The organism is Halobacillus sp. B23F22_5, assembly GCF_043497085.1.
Taxonomy (GTDB): Bacteria; Bacillota; Bacilli; order Bacillales; family Halobacillaceae; genus Thalassobacillus.
This window is the reverse complement of record NZ_JBIEKI010000003.1, coordinates 17,196-37,977: the sequence shown is the minus strand read 5'-3', so window position 1 is coordinate 37,977 and position 20,782 is coordinate 17,196. Positions and strand designations below refer to the sequence as shown.

Below are 20,782 nucleotides of genomic sequence, written 5' to 3'. Positions count from 1 at the left end.
GAATATAGATGGAAGAGGAACGTTTGCGGATACTTAAAATGATTGAAGAAGGTACAGTTTCTGCTGAAGAAGGAGCTAAACTTTTGGATGCCTTAACGACATCTGAGGAGCAGTCCCACTCTGTTTCTAAACAGGTAGATTGGGACAACGGCAGTAACCAGTCTGAGGAACAGAAATCAGATAAAAAGAAAAAGAACTTCATGGACTATGTGGAGCAAGCGATTCAAAAAATAAAAAATGCTGATTTAGATTTTAATTTTGGTGACTATGTTGAAGTTTCTCATATTTATCAAAATGTTGGAGATGCCTACAATCAAGTAGATGTTTCAGTTACGAATGGTTCCCTTACATTAAAATCGTGGAAGGAATCAGCGACAAGGGTTGAATGTGAAGCCAAAGTGTTTCAAGCCGATGATCATGCGGCGGGTAAGAAACAGCTGTTGGATAAAGTGAATTTCCGGGTAGCTGATGAAAAACTTTCCCTGGTCCTCGATGAGAAAAAAATTAAGGCTGATTTTACACTTTATTTACCTGAAAAAATATACGACAGGGTGCATGCTAAGCTGTTCAACGGATCCATTTCCTTTGAGAAGATGGATCTTAGCGAACTGGAATTGAAGACGTCGAACGGCTCGATTTATTTAGACCGAATTAAAGCCAAGACTGGAGATGTCGAAACGTCGAATGGAACCCTTCATGTTAAAGGGAGTGCTTTTGATGATCTGGAAGCTGATACAATCAACGGATCGGTGAAGCTGAGCGGGGATTTTGGTAAGCTTGATGCATCTACAGTGACTGGAAGTGTTACGTGCGAATACTTTGGGGAAAAAGCCCATACTGGATTCTTCCAGACAACCACAGGGAGTATAAAAGTTCATTTGCCACATAATGTAAAAGTTGATGGCAAGTTACAGACTAATATGGGCAGCTTGAAGTGCAACCTGGATAACGCCAAAATTTATAAAGAGAAGAAGGAAGTCGTTCGTAAAGAGCTGCTATTCGTGATTAACGAGCAGAAAGAAAAGGAATATCATTTAGAAGCAGAGACAAAAACAGGCTCTGTCACTGTTGAATAACAAGGGAGGGCAGGTAAAATGGAAGGAAAATTAACGAGATCGAAATCAGACCGCATGCTTGCCGGGGTCCTAGGCGGGGTGGCAGCGTATTTCAATATTGATGCGACATTACTTCGAATTATTTTTGTAGTTCTGACCATCCCTGTGACTCCTTTAATTCTGGTTTACTTTGCGGCTATATTTATCATGCCGAATGAAAGGAGAATAGAAGAATGAGAAGCTGGCTCCTTCATATTATTCTAAATGCTGTAGCGATCTTTGTGGTTGCCGCATTATTTCAAGCGGTCCAGATTGATGGTGTAGGTGGCGCATTGCTGGCAGCATTCATATTATCAATTTTAAATGCGATTGTACGGCCGATATTGGTGGTTTTGACACTGCCAATTACAATTTTGACACTCGGCTTTTTCTTATTTGTAGTGAATGCGATAACCTTGTTGTTGACGGATGCGATCCTTGGCACCATGTTCGAGATTGACGGTTTTTTCATGGCGATTCTCGCTGCAATCGTCATTTCCCTGCTCAACTTGATTTTGAATTCTTTTGTTAAAAAATAATCAAAAGTAAAGAGGCCCGTACAAAAATAGAGTATAAAATCCTTAGATTTTATACTCTATTTTTTGTAATCTAGGAAATTATAAAGGATAACATTTTGCAGTGGGCCACATCCAGCTCCAGCGCCTACCCCCTCGAGGTCTTAAGTCAATCCTCTCTGTGACAAAAAACGTCACGGCGTGGCTTGACTTAAGCTTGTCGGGGGTGAGCAAGGCGCTTGCGCTTTTGTTCTTTTAAGTGAAATATTCAAATTTGCCTTCAGGAAGATATTTTTCAATGTATCCTCTAAGCGTATCTTTCATATCCTCTTGTTCTTCTTTTTTATATACGTATTTCCCAATACCATATTTCCCCCATTTATATTGTCGTTTTGATTCATCCATCTCAAGTTTGGTCATAGGGTAGTTCTTTTCAATCGTCTTTTTAGCAGGCTGCGTAAAACGATGCTGAATTAGTTCAAAGGTAAGGTCTTTTTTTGCGAAGGCAGGCAATTTGGCCTCCAGCTTTTCAAATAATTCACGGTATCCTTCTTTCCAATCGTCATACAAATAAATCGGGGCGATGATGAAACCTAAAGGGTAACCGGCATTTGCTACTTTTACGGCAGCTTCAATCCGTTCGTCCAGCCTGGAGGTTCCGGGCTCCAGGAACTTAATGACATAGTCAGCGTTCATACTGAAGCGGAAGCGCGTCTTACCGTTATGCTTAGCATCCAATAAATGATCGACGTGGGCAAATTTAGTGACAAAACGAAGCTTTCCATATTCTGACTCTCCGAAAAATTCAATCGCTCTTTTTAGTGAGTGGGTTAAATGATCGATTCCTACGATATCGGAAGTACAGGAGGCTTCAAACCTTGTCGGTTCCGGAGCACGCTCTTCCATATACTTGTTTGCTGATTCAAACACTTCTTCTACATTAACGTAAGTGCGGATGTATGGCTTGCTGCCCATCGTCGTCTGAAGATAACAATAGTGACAGTGGCCCATACATCCGGTTGCTAATGGAATGGCATATTCAGCCGATGGTTTGGAAGTGTCGAACTTTAAGGTTTTTCTTACTCCTACGACAAGGGTGGATTTGGCTACACGGTATTGCTGAAAGTGATTTTCTCCTGGGAGATTTCTGACATGGTTATGGGAGGTGGTTTCTCTAATTTCGATTCCCATATTCTCGAACTTTTCCTGAAGTTCTCTTCCAAGAGGGTATTCTAATGCCCTTGGCTCGATATAAACAAGTTGTGGTATGAATGGCTTCACCACTGGAGGTCACTCCCGCCAAAATGATCAGCGTATGCCTGTTCCGCTTCTGCTTCCGTACGATATACGGCTATTTCCTCGGTCAGTGGATAATAGGTTTCGTATAAAAAGAGAGCAAGCTGTTCCGGTTCTTCCGGATCACGAACCACAGCTGCTTCCTGAATATTCGCTACATTTTGTGTATGTGGATTGCGATAGATGACATACACGATTTCACCTGCACCCAGCGTTTGCTGTGGATTATAAAGTTCCATTAAAATGCACCAGCCTTTTCTGTCTTTTTTTCATTATCCCTCCAAGGACATCGATTATGAACGATTACTCATGGTAAAATATTACGCAATCTTTAATAACCTGTTTTTGTCCAAGTTATTTGGAAAAAATGCTACAATAAGGTACAGTGATTGAGATGATATAAGAGGAGGCTACGATATGTCGAAAGTTCGCACCCAGGACCTATTAGACAGATTCGAACTAGAATTGGTGACGGGCGAGGACGGCGTCCATCGTGAAATACATACGAGTGATATCTCCAGACCGGGAGTCGAGATGACCGGTTATTTCAAATTTTATCCTAAGGAGCGGCTGCAGCTGCTGGGGAAAACGGAGTTATCCTATTTCAATGAACTGAATACAGAAGAGCGTAAAGACCGTACAGAAAAGCTGTGTACCGATGTAACTCCAGGAATAGTGATCACCAGGGGGATGGACATCCCGCCTGAATTAATCGAATCAGCACGTGAAGCTGGTGTACCATTAATGCGTTCCCCTTATAAGACGACAAGAGTCATCAGCAGGCTGACCAATTATCTTGAGACGAAGTTTGCACCATTTACAGCCATCCATGGTGTCCTTGTCGATATTTATGGCATCGGTGTCCTGATTACAGGTCAAAGTGGTGTAGGGAAAAGTGAAACTGCGCTTGAGCTGGTAAAACGTGGGCATCGCCTTGTGGCTGACGACAGTGTTGAAATTCGCCAGGAAGACTTCGATACATTGATTGGAAACAGTCCTCCTCTGATAGAACACCTGTTAGAAATCCGCGGACTCGGCATTATTAATGTCATGACTTTGTTCGGGGCCGGGGCAGTTCGTAACTACAAACGGATTTCCATGGTGATGAATTTGGAGATATGGGATCCGAAGAAACAATATGATCGGTTAGGATTAGATGAAGAAAAAATGAAAATCATGGATGTGGAAATACCGAAAGCGACAATTCCTGTACGTCCGGGGCGTAACCTGGCTGTCATCATCGAAGTGGCAGCGATGAATTTCCGGTTGAAGCGAATGGGAGTTAATGCCGCAGAAGAATTTTCACAGCGATTGACAAACGTCATCGATCGCGATAAGCATACGGAATAGTAAGGAGGAGTTCACGTGTCATGTAGCGCTGAAGCCCTGGACCGGGTATTTTTACAGTTGGGACCTTTATCTATCTACTGGTATGGCGTCATTATTGCCGCTGGTGCGTATTTAGGTCTCTGGCTGGCTGTCCGGGAAACGGAGCGGCTGGGATTAAAAAAGGATTTGATGATTGATGCAGTCGTCATCGCTATCCCGGTTGCTATTATTTCTGCAAGAATCTACTATGTTATTTTTGAATGGGAACGCTATGCGGGAAGTTCATTATTGAACATATTTGCAATTTGGGAAGGCGGTATCGCCATTCACGGGGCTTTGATCGGTTCTGTGATTACAGCAATCGTGTATGCCCGTGTGAAAAAAGTATCGGTATGGATGCTGCTGGATATTGCCGCTCCAAGTATCATTCTTGGACAAGCGATTGGGCGCTGGGGGAACTTTATGAACCAGGAAGCCCATGGAGGTCCGGTATCAGAAAGTTTTTATACCAACTTCATGCAATACCTTCCTGAATTTATTACGAATCAAATGTGTATCGGGGGGACGATGTATCACCCGACATTTTTATATGAATCCACCTGGAATATACTCGGGTTCATATTGCTGCTCGTGTTACGCCGTTATAATCCGCTTCGCGGTGAAGTATTCCTGAGCTATGTGATCTGGTATTCAGTAGGACGTTTCTTCGTGGAAGGACTGCGTACAGACAGTCTATACCTGGTGGGAGATATTCGTACAGCCCAGGCTATTTCCATCGTACTCGTAGTTGTTAGCATTGCATCAATCATTTATCGCCGAAAAACGAATATGGCAGATAAGCATTATAACGGAAAGAAAGCTAAGTAAGGAGGAGGAACAGTGACAGGCATCATCACGAGAGGTTTAAAACAAGGGTTATCTGTGTCATGGACGTTAGGAAAAGTGATATTCCCTGTGACATTGATAGTCACCATCCTCCGGTTCACCCCTGTGCTGCCATGGGCGATGGAAAAAATAGCTCCGTTCATGGCTTGGCTGGGTTTGTCAGGAGAAGCGGCTGTCCCGCTTGTGTTAGGTAACTTTTTGAATTTATATGCCGGCATTGCAGCCATCATTTCATTTGATTTCACTGTAAAAGAAGTGTTCATCCTTGCGGTAATGATGTCTTTCTCCCATAATTTGCTGATTGAATCTACCGTTGCATCCAGGGTTGGTGTCAGCTGGTGGTTCGTCATTGGTTTCCGTATCACTCTTGCGCTTTTAGCAGCCGCAGTGATCAACTTGGTCTGGAAAGGCGGCGGGGAATTGGCCGACTATGGGCTTGCGCCTCAACAGCAAGCTGCTCCAGAGGGCTGGGCCGAAATCATCATGCAGGGTCTGCAGACAGCATCTATGGGTATCTTGCAATTGGTTCTTATCGTCCTGCCGCTGATGGTTTTTATGCAATATTTAAGAGAAAAAGGCTGGCTTGATATTTTTTCTGGATGGGTAGCACCAGCAACCAAATTTCTAGGGATGGAACGTAACACCTCTATGACATTGGTCGCTGGCCTGACCATCGGATTAGCTTATGGGGCAGGAATGATGATACAGGCTGTGAAAGAAGACGGTGTTTCAAAAAAAGATATGTATCTGGCAATGATCTTCCTTGTGGCTTGCCATGCAGTTGTAGAAGATACCTTGATCTTTATACCATTAGGTATCCCGGTATGGCCGCTGCTCGCATTCCGCCTGATCACCGCCATTCTTTTGACAGCTGCAATAGGATTCATATGGAACAGGTTAGAACAGAAAAGAGAGGAACACATACATGAGCATAAATACAATACTCTTTGATTTGGATGGGACACTGATTGACACGAATGAATTAATCATCGCATCATTTTTGCATACGACAGAACAATATGGCGACAGGGTATATACCCGGGAAGAAATTATGAACTTCATCGGTCCGCCGCTGAGGGAAAGTCTGGCACAAGTCGATGAAAACCGTGTGGAAGAAATGATCGTCACTTATCGCGAACATAATATGAAGCATCATGATGAATTAGTGGAAGCATACCCAACGGTCGTTGAAACGATGAAAACCTTGAAGGAGAAGGGCTGCAAATTAGGTATCGTTACCACCAAAATGCGTCAGACTGTTGAAATGGGACTTAAGCTGACTGGGTTGGTGGAAATATTTCCTGTAGTCGTTACATTAGATGATGTGACTAACGCGAAACCTCATCCTGAACCGATTATCCAGGCATTGAACGCCCTTGGATCGACAGCTTCAGAGACCTTGATGGTAGGCGACAACACCCATGATATTCTGGCTGGACAAAATGCAGGCACGAAAACAGCAGGGGTTGCGTGGACGATCAAAGGAAAAGAAGTACTTGAAGAATTGGAACCGGATTATATGTTAGCTGAAATGCGTGAGCTAATTGAAATCTTAGGGGGATGATCCCATGCGCAAGACCGAACGCTACCGCGTAAACAACGCCAATTCGCTGTGGCAAATCTTTAAAACCGTACCATTTTGGAAGGTCGCGAAAAATTTCCTTGTCATCCAAATAGCCAGATATACCCCTTTTCTTGGAATGAAAAACTGGCTTTACCGCACTTTCTTACGTATGGAAGTAGGAGAGCACACGGCTTTCGCGCTAATGGTAATGCTTGATGTCATGTTTCCGGAGAGAGTTTCTGTCGGAAAAAACAGCATCATAGGCTACAATACAACGATTCTTGCTCATGAATATTTAATCAAAGAATATCGTCTGGGCGATGTCCGTATCGGTGATGAAGTGATGATAGGTGCTAATTCTACCATACTCCCAGGTGTTGAAATTGGCGATGGCGCTATTGTTTCAGCAGGTACACTGGTACACAGGGATGTACCAGCCGGCTGTTTTGTGGGGGGAAACCCTATGCAGGTCATTTACACCGAAAAAGAGCTGCAAGCGCGTATGCAGAATGACGAGTTTTTCATGGAAGAAAGGGGCCAGAAGTTTGATTGAACAGAGAATACTTCCGGCAGTCAAAAATATGAAAGACTTCGAAAAACTGCTGGAAAGCGACACAAAATACATCGTCTTATTAGATACTCGGATTGCTCTGTTGAAAAGCCTGGTCCGTTACAGTAAAAAAACAGAAAAGAAAGTGTTTGTACACGCGGACCTGATTCAGGGACTTAAAACAGATGAATACGGCATGGAGTTCCTTGGCCAGGAGGTTAAGCCGGACGGTGTCATCTCCACGCGGGCCAGTGTCATCCAACAGGCTAAAAAATATAAAATGACAGCTATCCAGCGAATGTTCCTGATTGACAGCCACGCTATCGATCATAATCTGAAACTTCTCCGGAAAACGAAGCCTGATTATGTCGAGCTTCTTCCCGGTATACTGCCCGAGCAAATAACGGCAATTAAAGAAGCAGTAGGAATTCCCATCATTGCTGGCGGGTTGATACGAAATCATCAGGAAGTCGATCAGGCTATTGAAGCTGGAGCGACAGCTATATCTACTTCACGCAGCGATTTATGGGATTTCTGAATCGCTGCTTTTTGCTATCTCCTTGGTTTTCACTATAAAGACTCCGTTAAAAGTTGCTGTGGATTTTTCATAAACGGCCTATTAAATTAAACGGCCGAAAAGTCGAAGACTTGATTTCGAGATGTTTGTCTGAATAAGGGTTCGGTGGGGAACGACTCCCTTTCCGCGGGCATACGCTGAGCCTCCTCAGACTTCGTCTTCCGGGGTCTCACCTGTCATTTTCATCCTGACTTAACCCACGCACGAAGGAAATGCGTAGCATTTTCGAGGAGTCTCGCCGTTCCCCACCGGACCTTGCTATAGGAAGTCCTCGAAACCATACTTGTGTAAACCGCCCTATGATAATTTTGAAAGAAGACCTTTGGACCCTTTATAAACGGCTCGAGATGAAGATTTCAGCTATAAATAAGGTAGGTCCGTTTATTACAAAACTGGCTGGATGGGAAGGGAAACGGCGAGACTCCCGCGGGAGAAGGGGCTAGGCGAGATCCCGCAGGGCGCAGCCCCGAGGAAGTTTGCCAGGTCCCCCGCAGGGAAGAAATGAATGCGTAATCGCCTTGGGAGACACGACAAGCATAAGCAGAACAGCAAAAGGGAAGGGCTCTTTCTTCCCGTTGATGGACTGCTTATGTCGCGAGTGTCTAGACGATGAAGCTGGAAAGCGAGTTGTTTCCCGGAACATCCCGTTCCTCTCATGGTAACGGACCCAACTACCTTAAAACTGAGTCTTCAGCAAACGGGAGCTTAATTGTAAAAGAAACACTGAGATTAATGACAGTCTTAATAATAAGGGAGGAATTTTCGATGGAAACTTTCATTTTATCCCTTGATCAAGGGACAACCAGTTCCAGAGCGATTTTGTTCAATCATGATGGCGGCGTCGTGGAGACCGCCCAAAAAGAATTCCAACAATACTTTCCGAAACCAGGATGGGTCGAACATGACGCAAATGAGATTTGGACATCGACACTCGCCTGTATTGCTGATGTGTTAAGAAAAGCCGAAGTCGAAGCAAATCAAATCGCAGGAATTGGGATCACCAATCAGCGTGAAACGACAGTGATTTGGGATAAAAACACCGGCCGTCCGATTTATAAGGCAATCGTCTGGCAATCCCGTCAAACCCAGCAAATATGCAATGAACTTCGTGAGCAAGGTCTTCAAGACACATTCCGCAACAAAACCGGGCTGTTACTTGATCCTTATTTTTCAGGAACGAAAGTAAAATGGATATTAGATAACGTAGATGGTGCGAGGGAGAAAGCTGACAAAGGGGAATTGCTGTTTGGCACAATTGATTCCTGGCTTGTCTATAAGCTCTCCGGTGGAAAAGAACATGTCACAGACTATTCCAATGCTTCCCGCACATTAATGTATAATATTTATGATTTGAAGTGGGACGAAGAGCTGTTAGATATTCTAAAAGTACCGAAAAGTATGCTTCCTGAAGTGAAACCTTCATCAGAAATTTATGGCCATACGGTAGATTACCACTTTTATGGTGAACAAGTTCCGATTGCAGGTATAGCAGGAGATCAGCAGGCGGCGTTATTCGGTCAAGCTTGTTTTGAAAAAGGGATGGGCAAAAATACGTATGGTACCGGTGGTTTCTTATTGATGAATACCGGTGAAGAACCAGTTGTTTCAGAACATGGTTTACTGACAACTTTAGCATGGGGAGTCGACGGCAAGGTTGAATATGCGCTGGAAGGAAGTATTTTCGTTTCCGGGTCAGCAATCCAATGGTTGAGGGATGGGCTGAGAATGATTGATAGCTCACCTCAAAGTGAGGTTTTGGCGAAAAAGGTAGCTTCCACTGAAGGTGTTTATGTGGTGCCGGCCTTTGTCGGGCTGGGGACCCCTTATTGGGACAGTGAGGCCCGAGGCGCTGTATTTGGATTGACGAGAGGAACATCAAAAGAGCACTTCGTCCGCGCAACGCTTGAGTCTCTCGCCTATCAGACAAAAGACGTCGCAGATGCAATGGTAGAAGATTCAGGAATAGAATTGAAAAAACTGCGGGTCGATGGCGGCGCTGTTAAAAACGATTTTCTCATGCAGTTTCAAAGTGATATGCTTCAGGTACCGGTAGAACGTCCGAAAGTCAATGAAACTACTGCATTAGGTGCTGCATATCTGGCTGGACTAGCAATCGGTTTCTGGGATAACAAAGAGGAAATTGCTTCACAATGGGAAATGGATAAAGTTTTCGAAACAAAGATGGAAGAAGCGAAAAGCACTGCGTTGTACGGAGGGTGGCAAAAAGCGGTCGAAGCCGCTCGTATATTTAAACCTTAAGTTCTTAGTTGAATCAATGCTGTTCTGCTGCTATAATGAATGAAGAAGTTAATAAGATTCGGTTTGGAGAAACGGAGAGACCACGCTGCTTTATAGAACTATCTATAAAGTATGTTCGTGGTCTCTTTTTTTATTTATTCTGCTCAATAGTAATACATGAATTAGCGGGTTTATGGGTAAATGAAGTACAGGAGGATTCCGGCCGGATCATATAGTATCGTCAGAAGGAGAGTTGTAAAATGAGTCAATTTTCAAGTTATAAACGCGCAGAAACACTATCAGCTATGACTGAAGAACGAATGGATGTTTTAATCATCGGTGGTGGCATTACCGGTTCTGGTATCGCACTTGATGCCGCCTCCCGCGGAATGAAAACAGCGGTAGTGGAAATGCAGGATTTCGCTGCCGGCACTTCAAGCAGATCAACAAAATTGGTGCATGGCGGCCTTCGATATTTAAAGCAGTTTGAAGTGAAAATGGTAGCAGAAGTCGGTAAGGAACGTGAGATTGTTTATGAAAATGGTCCCCATGTGACTACTCCTGAATGGATGATGCTGCCTTTCCATAAAGGTGGAAATTTCGGTCCCTTCTCCACCAGTCTGGGTCTTCGAGTTTATGATTATCTTGCCGGGGTGAAAAAGAAAGAACGCCGGACGATGTTTTCCCCGGAGGAAGCGATTGAACGTGAGCCGTTGATCAAACGGGAAAATTTGAAAGGGGCCGGATTTTACGTCGAATATAAAACAGATGACGCCAGGTTGACATTGGAAGTCATGAAAAAAGCTGTTGAACATGGGGCGCTGGCTTCCAATTACGCTAAAGTGGTCGATTTTATATATAATGATGAAGGAAAAATCGATGGTGCTGTTGTCGAGGATCAAACAGACGGAACACACTATAACATTCATGCCAAAAAAATAATTAATGCAGGCGGCCCTTGGGTGGATCAACTGCGTGAAATTGATGGATCGAAAAAAGGGAAAACCCTGCATTTAACGAAGGGGGTGCACCTTGTTTTTGATGGAGAGCGCTTTCCGCTGAAACAGGCGATTTACTATGATACACCAGATGGACGGATGGTATTTGCTATCCCGCGTGATGGTAAGACCTATGTAGGTACGACTGACACGGACTATGAGGGTGACATTGCTCACCCAACCATGACTGAAAAAGACCGAACCTACTTGATCGAGTCGATCAACTATATGTTCCCGACAGTCAATATTACAGTGGAGGACGTTGAATCCAGCTGGGCCGGTTTACGTCCACTGATTCATGAAGAAGGTAAGGATCCTTCTGAAATATCACGTAAGGATGAAATTTTTATATCTGATTCAGGCTTGATTTCTATGGCTGGAGGAAAACTTACGGGCTATCGGAAAATGGCACAAAACGTTATCGATCAGGTACGTGATATGCTGATGGAAGAAGAAGGTATCCGCTATTCTGATTCTGAAACGAAGCATATGCCGATTTCAGGCGGAGAAGTCGGAGGTTCAAAAGGTTTTGAAAAATTCTTAGGAGAAAAAACAAAGCAAGGGGTCAGTCTCGGACTACTGGAAGACGATGCAAGAGAACTTGCAGATTTATATGGCTCCAATATAGAAATCGTCTTTGATTATTATAAAAATGGAAAAGAAGCCGCTGAGAAAGCAGGTATCGACCAAATCGTCTTCGCTATGCTACAATACGCGCTGGAATACGAACTTGCCTATCGACCAGTTGACTTTTTTGTCCGCCGTACAGGGGCGCTCTTCTTTGCTATTGAATGGGTGCATGAGCATAAAGATGCTGTAATTGCTTATATGGCCAATGAACTGAACTGGAACGACACCCAGAAAAAAGCTTATACCAAAGAATTAGAGCAACTCTTGAAGGAAGCCGTCGAACCGACTGAACCTGTGATGGCTTAGACAAAAACGACAAAGGCTGAGCCCCTTCTATTAACAGGTCAGTGGAAAATGGAGTACTCATGAGTAGAAATAAAAAAGTGATGCACAAAAACGTCCAGGGTATCTCCTGGACGTTTAATTTTTGCCGCACTTTTAGCCATTAAAGCTCCCGGTAATCGCGGAACGGTTTCTCGGACGTTCTACTCTTCATCTTCATGAAGAGACAGTCCAAAATAATCCTAAGAAAAACTCTTCTACACGTTATGTTAATGGGCATGGTACACTTTAATTATTGGAAAATTCAGTATTTAAAGGAGCCTTGTTGCCGGAAGATAACAATGTGGTAGGGGAGGTAATATGAACTTTTATCATGAGGATCCTAATTTAGCATTTCAAATGAAGAAAATGATGAAGCCGCAATTTAATGAATGGGCAGTTAAAGAATTAGAGGAGTTCGGGGCTATGTGTGCAGGGGAAATTGATGTACGTGCAAAGCACACTGATCGGGAAGGACAACCGAGGCTGATCAAATATGACCGTATGGGCGAAGATATTTCAGAAGTCTGGTTGAACGAAGGCTATATGCAGACAGTGAAAGAAACATATGAAAAGGGGATTGTGGGATTCGTCCATAAACCAATCCCTGAACTCGGTCATAAAGGGAACTATATTTATTCTTTTGCACAAGGATATTTGTTATCGCATGCTGAACCAGGTTTCTATTGTCCTGTGACATTGACGATGGCAACAGCTTACCTGATTGATCATTATGGTGATGAAGCGTTAAAAGCCAAGTATCTTCCACATGTACTTGCTACTGGGGACACAGAACTTTATGAAGGTGCAACATTCTTGACTGAGCGACAGGGTGGATCTGATGTCGGGGCGAACGAAGTATATGCAGCAGCTGACGGGGAGAGTTACCGAATTTATGGAGAAAAATATTTTGCCAGTAATGCCGGGGCATGCGGGGTAGCGATGGTGCTGGCTCGTATGAAAGGAGCACCTCCAGGGACTAAGGGATTGAGTCTATTTCTTGTCCCATGGCGAAATGAAGATGGGAAACTTAATCATATAAAAATCAGAAGGTTGAAGGACAAACTAGGGGTTCGGGCGGTACCTTCTGCAAAAGTAGAATTTGAAGGAGCGCATGCCTACTTAGTTGGAAAAGCGGATCGCGGTTTTTATTATATGATGGAGGCACTGAACTTATCGCGTATTTGCAATGCGGTCACATCAATCGGTATCATGCGCCGGGCATATATAGAGGCACGGGAGTATGCGACTGAGAGAAAAGCTTTTGGCGACAGATTAATCCAATACCCAATGGTCCAGGACACATTGATACAAATGGCGGTCAAGCAGGAGGTAGAAACCAGTACGGTGTTCGATATGATTTCTTTGCTTGATCGCGTCAGTAATGATCCCCATGGTGTATCGGAAAGAGATGCTGTCTTGAACAGGTTATATATAGCAATTATGAAAAAAGAAACGGCGGAACAAGCGATACACTTTTCTCATGAAGCTATTGAAATGCATGGGGGAAATGGCTACATTGAAGACTTCGTCACTCCAAGACTGTTGCGTGATGCCCAGGTATTGACGGTGTGGGAAGGTACAGCCAATATTCTGGGGTTGGAAGTCATGCGGTTGATTCATAAATATCAAGCTTATGAACTTTTCTACGAGGAAATGGAGAGCCGGCTAGCCAGGATTGAAGCGAGTATAGATCAGAAGTGGTTGCAACCTGTTTTGAAAGCACTCGATGACGATAAAGCTTATCTTGGAAAAATAGTAAAAAAGTCAAAACAGGAACAGACATATTATAGTAAGAGGATTGCAAAGCGGCTGTCGAAAAGTTATGAAGGGGTTGTAGCTTTGGAAGAAGCAGCAACAGGAGAGGAACGTAAACAAAAAATAGCAGAAGTATATATTACTCAAACGTTTAAGGAAGATAATCCAAAGGAAGAAGCACTCCCCCTCCAATACTTCGATAGTATCGTCAATCCAGGTATACCGGCGACTTGAATGAAATGTCCCTCTGATGCGAGGGACATTTTTTAATACAGCGATTAATAATGACTGGGAAGTGGACAATAAATAGTGCAAACTGACAGTAGAAACAACAAACTAGCTAACAAAATGACCTTTGCAGTGCAATTCAAATTGCAGGTTCTAAACCATTTTGAAAAGGGAAAGGAAAAACAGCGGGTAATGTTTGACGCTCTATCTTTATTACGTTATCATATTAGCAGGCTAAAGGATTACTTATAGATTTCTAATATAGAAAGGATGCACTCCATGGCTAAGCGGTTAATGTTTGAAAAGCCTCTGGGAATGCGGGATACGCTTCCCTTTTTTTATAACCAGAAGAAGAAAGCCCGCGAGCTGTTGACAGAAGAAATCAGCAGGTTTGGCTATTTGTTTATGGATACACCATTTCTTGAATATTACGAGACAGTCGGTGAAGCAAGTGCGACCTTGGATCAGCAATTGTTCAAATTGCTCGATCAGCAAGGTCATTCGCTTGTTTTACGCCCGGATATGACGGCACCGATTGCGAGGGTCGCAGCGTCCCAATTGAAAAATGCTGAATTTCCACTGCGGTTGGCATATGATGGCCCGGTTTTCCGCGCCCAGCAGACTGAAGGAGGCAAGCCTGCGCAATTCGAGCAGGTAGGTACGGAGCTGATTGGCGATCATTCTTCTTATGGGGACGCGGAAGTAATCGCCTTACTGATTCGTTCGTTGCAGCGCGCTGGGTTGGATGATTTCCAAATCACAATCGGGCATGTCGGATACGTCCGTTGCTTTTTCAAAGAAATCCTCGGAGACGACCCAGCTGTTACAGAGGAATTAATGAGCTATCTTTACCGGAAGAATCACGTAGGATATCAGGAAGCGGTAAGAGCACTGGCAGTTAGTGATGAGGCGAAAAGGTCTTTGATGGGATTGATGAAGCTTCGTGGAGAAGGTGAAGTGTTCGATCAAAGTAAATCACTTGCCCGCAATCAGGAATGTCTGCAGGCGATCAACGAACTGAAGCAATTGTATAAGATACTGAAGCAATATGAGGTGGAGCAGTATGTCAGTTTCGACCTAAACTTGATCAGCCATATGGATTATTATACTGGCATTCTTTTTGAAGGTTATGCGCCGAACCTTGGTTCACTGTTATGCAATGGCGGGCGCTATGATAAATTGCTCCCTTCATTCCAGCTCAATGCATCTGCGACTGGTTTCGCCATCCGTCTCGAGCGCCTGGTAGAGGCACTGGCGGCACAATCCGATGAAGAACAGCGCATTGGTATTTTGGTCGATGATGATACATTTGCGGATGGATTAGAGCAGGCGCAGGATCTGCGCTCAGAAGGAAAAAAGGTATTACTTCAGCATGTCGATCAAGTACCGGATCTGCAGCAATTCAAAGCAGATCTGGCTGAGGCGATCGATTTGACGACAGGAGGTGGCCGGGATGCGTAAGCCATTGACGATCGCCATGCCAAAAGGGCGGATTTTTGAAGAAGCGGCAGAATTGATGAAAAAAGCGGGATATGATCTGCTGGCGGATCAGGAGGAATCAAGAAAGCTGATCCTTGAATTCCCCGAGCAGAATATACGGATTATGATGGCTAAACCGATGGATGTCGTCACTTATGTCGAATACGGTACAGCCGATATCGGAATTGCAGGAAAAGATGTTTTATTAGAACAGGACCGGGATGTATACGAGGTGCTGGATCTTGGGATTAGTCCTTGCTATATTGCCGTAGCTGGACTGCCGGATCAGCCGCTTAGCAAAATCGCACCGAAAATAGCAACGAAGTACCCAAAAGTGGCATCCGACTATTTCCGTGAACAAGGGGAGCAGATTGAAATTATCCCCCTGAATGGTTCCATCGAAATAGCTCCATTGATTGGCCTCGCTGATCGTATTGTAGATATCGTATCGACAGGAAGGACATTGAAGGAGAACGGGCTGGTCGAATATGAAAAAATTGTCGGGATCACTTCCCGGATGATCGTCAATCCGGTAAGTTATCGGTTGAAAAGTAAAGAAATCGATGAGATGGTCAGTCAGTTGAGTGAAGTGGTAGGGGAGGACTTCGCATGAAAATCCTAAAAAAAGATAAAGTTACCTCCTTCAAGCGCAGTGTCGATGCTGGTACAGAGGAACAAAGAGCGGCAGTCAAATCAATTATAGCCGATGTCAAACAACGAGGCGATGAAGCGATACGGCATTTTACGGAAAAATTTGACGGGATTCATGTAGACAGCCTGAAAGTAGACAAGGATGAAATCAAACTGGCATACGAGCAAATCGAAGCTGACCTGGTTACAATTTTAAAAGAAGCAGCTGAGAACATTCGGGATTTTCATGCCAAACAAAAATCGACTTCCTGGTTTGACACCCAGGCTGATGGTACGATTCTTGGCCAGAAAATCACGCCGATCGATGCAGTGGGTGTATACGTACCCGGAGGCACGGCGGCTTATCCATCTTCTGTATTCATGAATGTCATTCCCGCTCAGGTGGCGGGTGTAGAAAGAATTGCGATGACGACCCCTCCGGGACCAAATGGAAAGGTGCCAGCTGGAGTATTGGTGGCTGCTGACATCCTTGGTATCGATGAGATATATAAAATCGGAGGAGCCCAGGCAGTGGCAGGGCTTGCTTATGGGACAGAAACGATATCCCCTGTCGATAAAATCGTCGGACCAGGCAATGTTTTTGTAGCCCTTGCCAAACGAGAAGTTTTTGGTGATGTCGCCATTGATATGATTGCCGGTCCAAGTGAAATCGCAGTTCTTGCTGATGAAACAGCTGAGGCTCAGGAAGTGGCAGCAGACCTGCTTTCACAGGCCGAGCATGATGCCCGGTCATCGAGTGTATTGGTGACGACCAGCGAAGCCTTGGCTGAAGCAGTACAATCAGCCGTGGTACAGCAGCTAAAAACTTTACCTCGAGAAGAGATTGCAAGGAAAAGTATTGAAGACTATGGAGCTATCATTGTATGCGATACGATGACTGAAGCAGAAGATGTCATCAACCTGATCGCTCCCGAACATCTGGAAGTAGTAACAGGTGCTCCATTTGAACAGTTGGCGAAAATAAAACATGCCGGAGCGATCTTCCTTGGAAAATATAGTAGTGAACCAATTGGTGATTACTTTGCCGGACCGAATCATGTCTTGCCTACAAACGGAACGGCGCGGTTTTCCAGTCCGTTGAATGTCGATGATTTTGTAAAGAAATCCAGTGTGATATCTTATAGTCAACAAGCCTGGCAGGATAACTATGAGAAAATTGCCCGTTTTGCCCGGCTGGAGGGATTAGAAGCCCATGCACGAGCAGTCGAGGCACGGAAGGAGAACAAGTGATGAACAAACGAACCGCAGCAATCGAACGAAAGACGAGAGAAACAGACATTAGTCTGACAATTAACCTGGATGGGACTGGCCAACAAGAACTTGATGTCCAGGTCCCATTCCTCTCCCATATGCTGGAGTTATTTTCTAAGCATGGATTGTTTGACTTAACGATAACAGGGCATGGCGATATTGAAGTCGACGATCACCATACGACGGAAGACATCGGAATTTGTCTCGGTCAGGCTTTTCGTGAAGCAGTAGGGGACAAAGCCGGTATTAAACGTTATGGATCGATGACATTGCCGATGGATGAAACACTGGTGACCGTGGCTGTCGATTTAAGCGACCGGCCGCATTTGGAATGGAAAGCTGACATTCCATCCGCAAAAATCGGTACGTTTGATACAGAAAATGTGCATGAATTCTTTTGGAAGTTTGCCCTTGAGGCAAGGATCAACTTACATATCATCGTCCATCATGGCCATAACAGCCATCACATTGTCGAGGCGATGTTCAAAGCGCTGGCCCGCGCATTGGATGAAGCGACACAAATTGATCCGAGAATACAAGGAGTACCAAGTACGAAGGGAAGTCTTTGATTATGATTGGTATCATCGATTATGGCATGGGGAACCTGTTCAGTGTTTCAAAAGCGTTAGAGCGGTTGGATGTTCCTTATAAATTCGGAGAACGTCCAGAGCAGATTGCTGACTGCGACGGTTATATTCTCCCAGGTGTCGGAGCATTTCCTGATGCTATAAAAGCTTTGCAAAAGCATGGCTTTGTTGAATTCATCAAAGAAAAAGCATCTGAGGGCGTGCCGCTTTACGGTATCTGTCTTGGGATGCAGTTGTTATTTGAGGAAAGTGAAGAAAATCAGTTGACGAAAGGACTTGGACTTCTCCCAGGCCGGATTGTCAGGTTTCCGGGTATCGATGAGAAAGGCCATTCCTATAAAGTTCCACATATGGGCTGGAACCGGCTGAATATTAAGCAGACTGACCACCCGTTGTTGGATGGGATCGGCAATGACTATGTCTACTTCGTTCATTCCTATTACGTTTATACGGAAGACAAATCTGTATTACTTGCTACAGCCGATTATCATGTAGAAGTACCAGGAATCGTCGGTAGGGGCTCATTATATGCCAGTCAATTTCACCCGGAAAAAAGCAGCAAGGCAGGTATGCAGTTGTTAGAGAATTTTTGCAAAAAGATAGTACCGGATCAAGGAGGAGTACAAGCATGAGCTTTACAGTTTACCCGGCCATCGACATGCGTAATGGTAAATGTGTCCGCTTGGAGCAAGGGGATTTTGATAAAGAAACGGTGTATGGAGAAAATCCGTTCGAGGTAGCGAAAAGCTTTGCCAAAGCTGGAGCTAGCTGGATTCATATGGTGGATCTGGATGGAGCGAAAGAAGGATCCAGACAAAATGCAGAGCATGTCATTCGAGTGGCTAAAGAGCTATCATGTTCCGTGCAAATCGGCGGCGGCATCCGTTCCGAACAGGATGTCCGTTTTTATTTGGACCAGGGTGTCGACAGGGTGATCATCGGTTCACTCGCTATCCGTGACTTGAATTTGACGAAAGAGCTGCTGACGAAATTCAGGCACAAAATCGCCATCGGCCTTGATGCCCGTGATGGTTATGTGGCAACTGATGGCTGGCTTGAGCGTTCAGAAGTAACGGCGGTCTCACTCGGAAAAGAGCTTGCTGAAGCCGGTGCATCAACATTCATTTATACTGATATTGCTAAAGACGGGATGCTCTCCGGGCCAAATACAAAAGAAATTGTTCGCCTCGCTGAAGAGACGAATACAAATGTTATTGCCTCAGGCGGCATCAAAGGACTGGAAGACTTACGTGAATTGAAAAAGTATCAGTCCAGCCAGGTTGTTGGTTCAATCGTAGGTAAGGCTCTTTACACAAATCAATTCTCCCTCGAAGAAGCACTGAAGGAGGAAGAATAGATGCTGGCGAAACGAATTATCCCTTGTCTTGATGTCAAAGAAGGAAGAGTAGTAAAAGGTATTCAGTTTGTAGAAATTCGTGACGCCGGGGATCCGGTTGAACTGGCGAAGGTATACGATGAGCAAGGGGCAGACGAACTCGTATTTTTAGATATTTCCGCCAGCCATGAGGGGCGGAAGACGATGATTGATGTCGTCCGTCAAGTTGCTTCCGAATTAGCCATTCCCTTTACCGTGGGAGGCGGGATTGGATCATTAGAGGATATCCGCGCGATACTTCGAGCTGGCGCCGATAAGGTTTCGCTCAATTCAGCTGCTGTCAGAAGGCCGGACTTAATCAAAGAAAGTTCGGATTATTTTGGAACCCAGTGCATCGTAGTTGCCATTGATGCCAGGTATGATACCGAAGTGGATACATGGCGTGTTTATACCCATGGCGGCCGTAAACCGACTGAATGGCTATTGGAAGACTGGGCAAAAGAAGCTGTTCGGCTGGGTGCAGGCGAAATTTTATTAACTTCCATGAACCAGGATGGGGAAAAGACAGGCTTTGATTTGCCAATGCTGAAGGCAGTTCAAAAAGTAGTGAATGTCCCGGTTATCGCTTCCGGAGGAGCAGGGTCTGCTGAACATTTCAACGAAGTCTTTCGGGAATCAGATGTAGATGCAGCATTAGCTGCGTCGATTTTTCATTATAAAGAGACATCCGTCCAGCGGGTTAAGAATTACCTTTCAGAAAAAGGAGTGGTCGTGCGATGAATATCGAAGAGGTTCAATTTGACGATAAAGGCCTGGTCCCGGCAATTGTCCAGGATGCACGTAGTAAATCAGTGCTGACACTTGCGTATATGAATAAAGAGTCACTGGAGAAAACATTGGAAATAAGAGAGACGGTATTTTACAGTCGTTCCCGCCAGGAGCTATGGCATAAAGGAGAGACTTCCGGGAATACCCAGAAAGTTACCAGTATCCATTATGACTGCGATCAGGATGCACTGCTTGTACAAGTAATGCCAAATGGGCCCGCTTGCCATAAGGGGGACTACAGTTGCTTCTCTGAATCATTGACTACTGGAGAATCAGCTCCAAAAGAAAACCGTTACGAGATTATCGACCGACTGTTGACCATCCTTGCTGATAGGAAAGCCACACAGCCTGAAGGGTCGTATACAAGTAAGCTATTCCAGGAAGGTGTCGACCGGATTGCTAAAAAAATCGGGGAAGAAGCGGGAGAAGTCATAATTGCAGCCAAAAATAATGATCCTGAAGAACTGTCAATGGAGTCAGCAGACTTACTGTTCCACTTGCTGATATTGCTTACTGATCGTAATGTATCTATAGACCAGGTGCTTGGTGTTTTAGAGGAACGACATAGTAAATAAAACAAGTATCATATTTACTGTTTTTGTCAAAAAAACCTCTATATCCCCAGAATCATCTGTGTTATACTGTCATACGTACTGAAACGGTGATA

22 protein-coding genes are annotated in these 20,782 nt (G+C 44.5%); 20 read left to right on the top strand and 2 right to left on the bottom strand.

What is annotated here, in order from left to right; translation table 11 throughout:
- Positions 1 to 8: 8 nt before the first annotated feature.
- Genes ACGTN9_RS05640 through ACGTN9_RS05630 form a run of 3 tightly spaced genes read left to right on the top strand, consistent with a single transcriptional unit; the run spans position 9 to position 1,633 of the window.
- Positions 9 to 1,076 carry a DUF4097 family beta strand repeat-containing protein gene (locus tag ACGTN9_RS05640; protein ID WP_499591380.1) on the top strand — a complete coding sequence of 356 codons (1,068 nt, stop codon included), beginning with the start codon at positions 9 to 11 and terminating at the stop codon, positions 1,074 to 1,076.
- 18 nt (positions 1,077 to 1,094) lie between these two features.
- Positions 1,095 to 1,292, top strand: coding sequence for a PspC domain-containing protein (locus ACGTN9_RS05635; RefSeq protein ID WP_499591379.1), 198 nt, complete (start codon positions 1,095 to 1,097; stop codon positions 1,290 to 1,292).
- Complete coding sequence (locus ACGTN9_RS05630; RefSeq protein WP_499591378.1) at positions 1,289 to 1,633, top strand: phage holin family protein; 345 nt, start codon at positions 1,289 to 1,291, stop codon at positions 1,631 to 1,633. The genes ACGTN9_RS05635 and ACGTN9_RS05630 overlap by 4 nt, the downstream gene beginning before the upstream one ends.
- Before the next feature lie 231 nt (positions 1,634 to 1,864).
- Here the strand turns inward: ACGTN9_RS05630 and splB are convergent, their stop codons facing one another.
- Positions 1,865 to 2,893, bottom strand: coding sequence for a spore photoproduct lyase (splB, locus tag ACGTN9_RS05625; protein WP_499591377.1), 1,029 nt, complete (start codon positions 2,891 to 2,893; stop codon positions 1,865 to 1,867).
- Entirely contained in the window at positions 2,887 to 3,144 is a 258-nt protein-coding gene (locus ACGTN9_RS05620) for a transcriptional regulator SplA domain-containing protein (RefSeq protein WP_499591376.1), read from the bottom strand. The genes splB and ACGTN9_RS05620 overlap by 7 nt, the downstream gene beginning before the upstream one ends.
- Positions 3,145 to 3,322: 178 nt before the next feature.
- On the opposite strand from ACGTN9_RS05620, the gene hprK reads away from it, so the two are divergent.
- The 17 genes from hprK to hisIE all read left to right on the top strand — a co-directional run bounded on the left by hprK (position 3,323) and on the right by hisIE (position 20,690).
- Positions 3,323 to 4,255: an HPr(Ser) kinase/phosphatase gene (hprK, locus tag ACGTN9_RS05615; protein ID WP_499591375.1), complete on the top strand. Its 933-nt coding sequence runs from the start codon at positions 3,323 to 3,325 to the stop codon at positions 4,253 to 4,255.
- Between the two features lie 15 nt (positions 4,256 to 4,270).
- A complete protein-coding gene (gene lgt / locus ACGTN9_RS05610; RefSeq protein WP_499591374.1) occupies positions 4,271 to 5,101 on the top strand; it encodes a prolipoprotein diacylglyceryl transferase in 831 nt (276 codons plus the stop codon).
- Between the two features lie 12 nt (positions 5,102 to 5,113).
- Complete coding sequence (locus ACGTN9_RS05605; protein WP_499591373.1) at positions 5,114 to 6,070, top strand: nucleoside recognition domain-containing protein; 957 nt, start codon at positions 5,114 to 5,116, stop codon at positions 6,068 to 6,070.
- Complete coding sequence (gene ppaX / locus ACGTN9_RS05600; protein WP_499591372.1) at positions 6,045 to 6,683, top strand: pyrophosphatase PpaX; 639 nt, start codon at positions 6,045 to 6,047, stop codon at positions 6,681 to 6,683. The genes ACGTN9_RS05605 and ppaX overlap by 26 nt, the downstream gene beginning before the upstream one ends.
- 4 nt (positions 6,684 to 6,687) lie before the next feature.
- Positions 6,688 to 7,236, top strand: coding sequence for an acyltransferase (locus ACGTN9_RS05595; RefSeq protein WP_499591371.1), 549 nt, complete (start codon positions 6,688 to 6,690; stop codon positions 7,234 to 7,236).
- Positions 7,193 to 7,771 (top strand): glycerol-3-phosphate responsive antiterminator, encoded by a 579-nt coding sequence (locus ACGTN9_RS05590; RefSeq protein ID WP_499591369.1) that lies wholly within the window; start codon positions 7,193 to 7,195, stop codon positions 7,769 to 7,771. The genes ACGTN9_RS05595 and ACGTN9_RS05590 overlap by 44 nt, the downstream gene beginning before the upstream one ends.
- Positions 7,772 to 8,575: 804 nt before the next feature.
- The gene (gene glpK, locus ACGTN9_RS05585; protein WP_499591367.1) at positions 8,576 to 10,069 is read left to right on the top strand and encodes a glycerol kinase GlpK; all 1,494 of its coding nucleotides are present in this window, start codon (positions 8,576 to 8,578) and stop codon (positions 10,067 to 10,069) included.
- Positions 10,070 to 10,308: 239 nt separating this feature from the next.
- Positions 10,309 to 11,982 (top strand): glycerol-3-phosphate dehydrogenase/oxidase, encoded by a 1,674-nt coding sequence (locus tag ACGTN9_RS05580; RefSeq protein WP_499591365.1) that lies wholly within the window; start codon positions 10,309 to 10,311, stop codon positions 11,980 to 11,982.
- 336 nt (positions 11,983 to 12,318) lie between these two features.
- Positions 12,319 to 13,989: an acyl-CoA dehydrogenase family protein gene (locus ACGTN9_RS05575; RefSeq protein WP_499591364.1), complete on the top strand. Its 1,671-nt coding sequence runs from the start codon at positions 12,319 to 12,321 to the stop codon at positions 13,987 to 13,989.
- A gap of 273 nt (positions 13,990 to 14,262) precedes the next feature.
- Positions 14,263 to 15,444: an ATP phosphoribosyltransferase regulatory subunit gene (locus ACGTN9_RS05570; RefSeq protein ID WP_499591362.1), complete on the top strand. Its 1,182-nt coding sequence runs from the start codon at positions 14,263 to 14,265 to the stop codon at positions 15,442 to 15,444.
- On the top strand, positions 15,437 to 16,075 hold the full coding sequence (gene hisG / locus ACGTN9_RS05565) for an ATP phosphoribosyltransferase (RefSeq protein ID WP_499591360.1): 639 nt from the start codon (positions 15,437 to 15,439) through the stop codon (positions 16,073 to 16,075). The genes ACGTN9_RS05570 and hisG overlap by 8 nt, the downstream gene beginning before the upstream one ends.
- Positions 16,072 to 17,343 carry a histidinol dehydrogenase gene (hisD, locus tag ACGTN9_RS05560; protein ID WP_499591358.1) on the top strand — a complete coding sequence of 424 codons (1,272 nt, stop codon included), beginning with the start codon at positions 16,072 to 16,074 and terminating at the stop codon, positions 17,341 to 17,343. Before hisG ends, hisD begins: the two co-directional genes overlap by 4 nt.
- Positions 17,343 to 17,933 carry an imidazoleglycerol-phosphate dehydratase HisB gene (gene hisB, locus ACGTN9_RS05555; RefSeq protein WP_499591356.1) on the top strand — a complete coding sequence of 197 codons (591 nt, stop codon included), beginning with the start codon at positions 17,343 to 17,345 and terminating at the stop codon, positions 17,931 to 17,933. Before hisD ends, hisB begins: the two co-directional genes overlap by 1 nt.
- Before the next feature lie 2 nt (positions 17,934 to 17,935).
- On the top strand, positions 17,936 to 18,583 hold the full coding sequence (gene hisH / locus ACGTN9_RS05550) for an imidazole glycerol phosphate synthase subunit HisH (RefSeq protein ID WP_499591354.1): 648 nt from the start codon (positions 17,936 to 17,938) through the stop codon (positions 18,581 to 18,583).
- Positions 18,580 to 19,308, top strand: a complete 729-nt coding sequence (gene hisA, locus ACGTN9_RS05545) for a 1-(5-phosphoribosyl)-5-[(5-phosphoribosylamino)methylideneamino]imidazole-4-carboxamide isomerase (RefSeq protein ID WP_499591352.1) — start codon at positions 18,580 to 18,582, stop codon at positions 19,306 to 19,308. The genes hisH and hisA overlap by 4 nt, the downstream gene beginning before the upstream one ends.
- A complete protein-coding gene (gene hisF / locus ACGTN9_RS05540) occupies positions 19,309 to 20,067 on the top strand; it encodes an imidazole glycerol phosphate synthase subunit HisF (protein WP_499591350.1) in 759 nt (252 codons plus the stop codon).
- Complete coding sequence (gene hisIE / locus ACGTN9_RS05535) at positions 20,064 to 20,690, top strand: bifunctional phosphoribosyl-AMP cyclohydrolase/phosphoribosyl-ATP diphosphatase HisIE (RefSeq protein ID WP_499591348.1); 627 nt, start codon at positions 20,064 to 20,066, stop codon at positions 20,688 to 20,690. Before hisF ends, hisIE begins: the two co-directional genes overlap by 4 nt.
- Positions 20,691 to 20,782 lie beyond the last annotated feature (92 nt).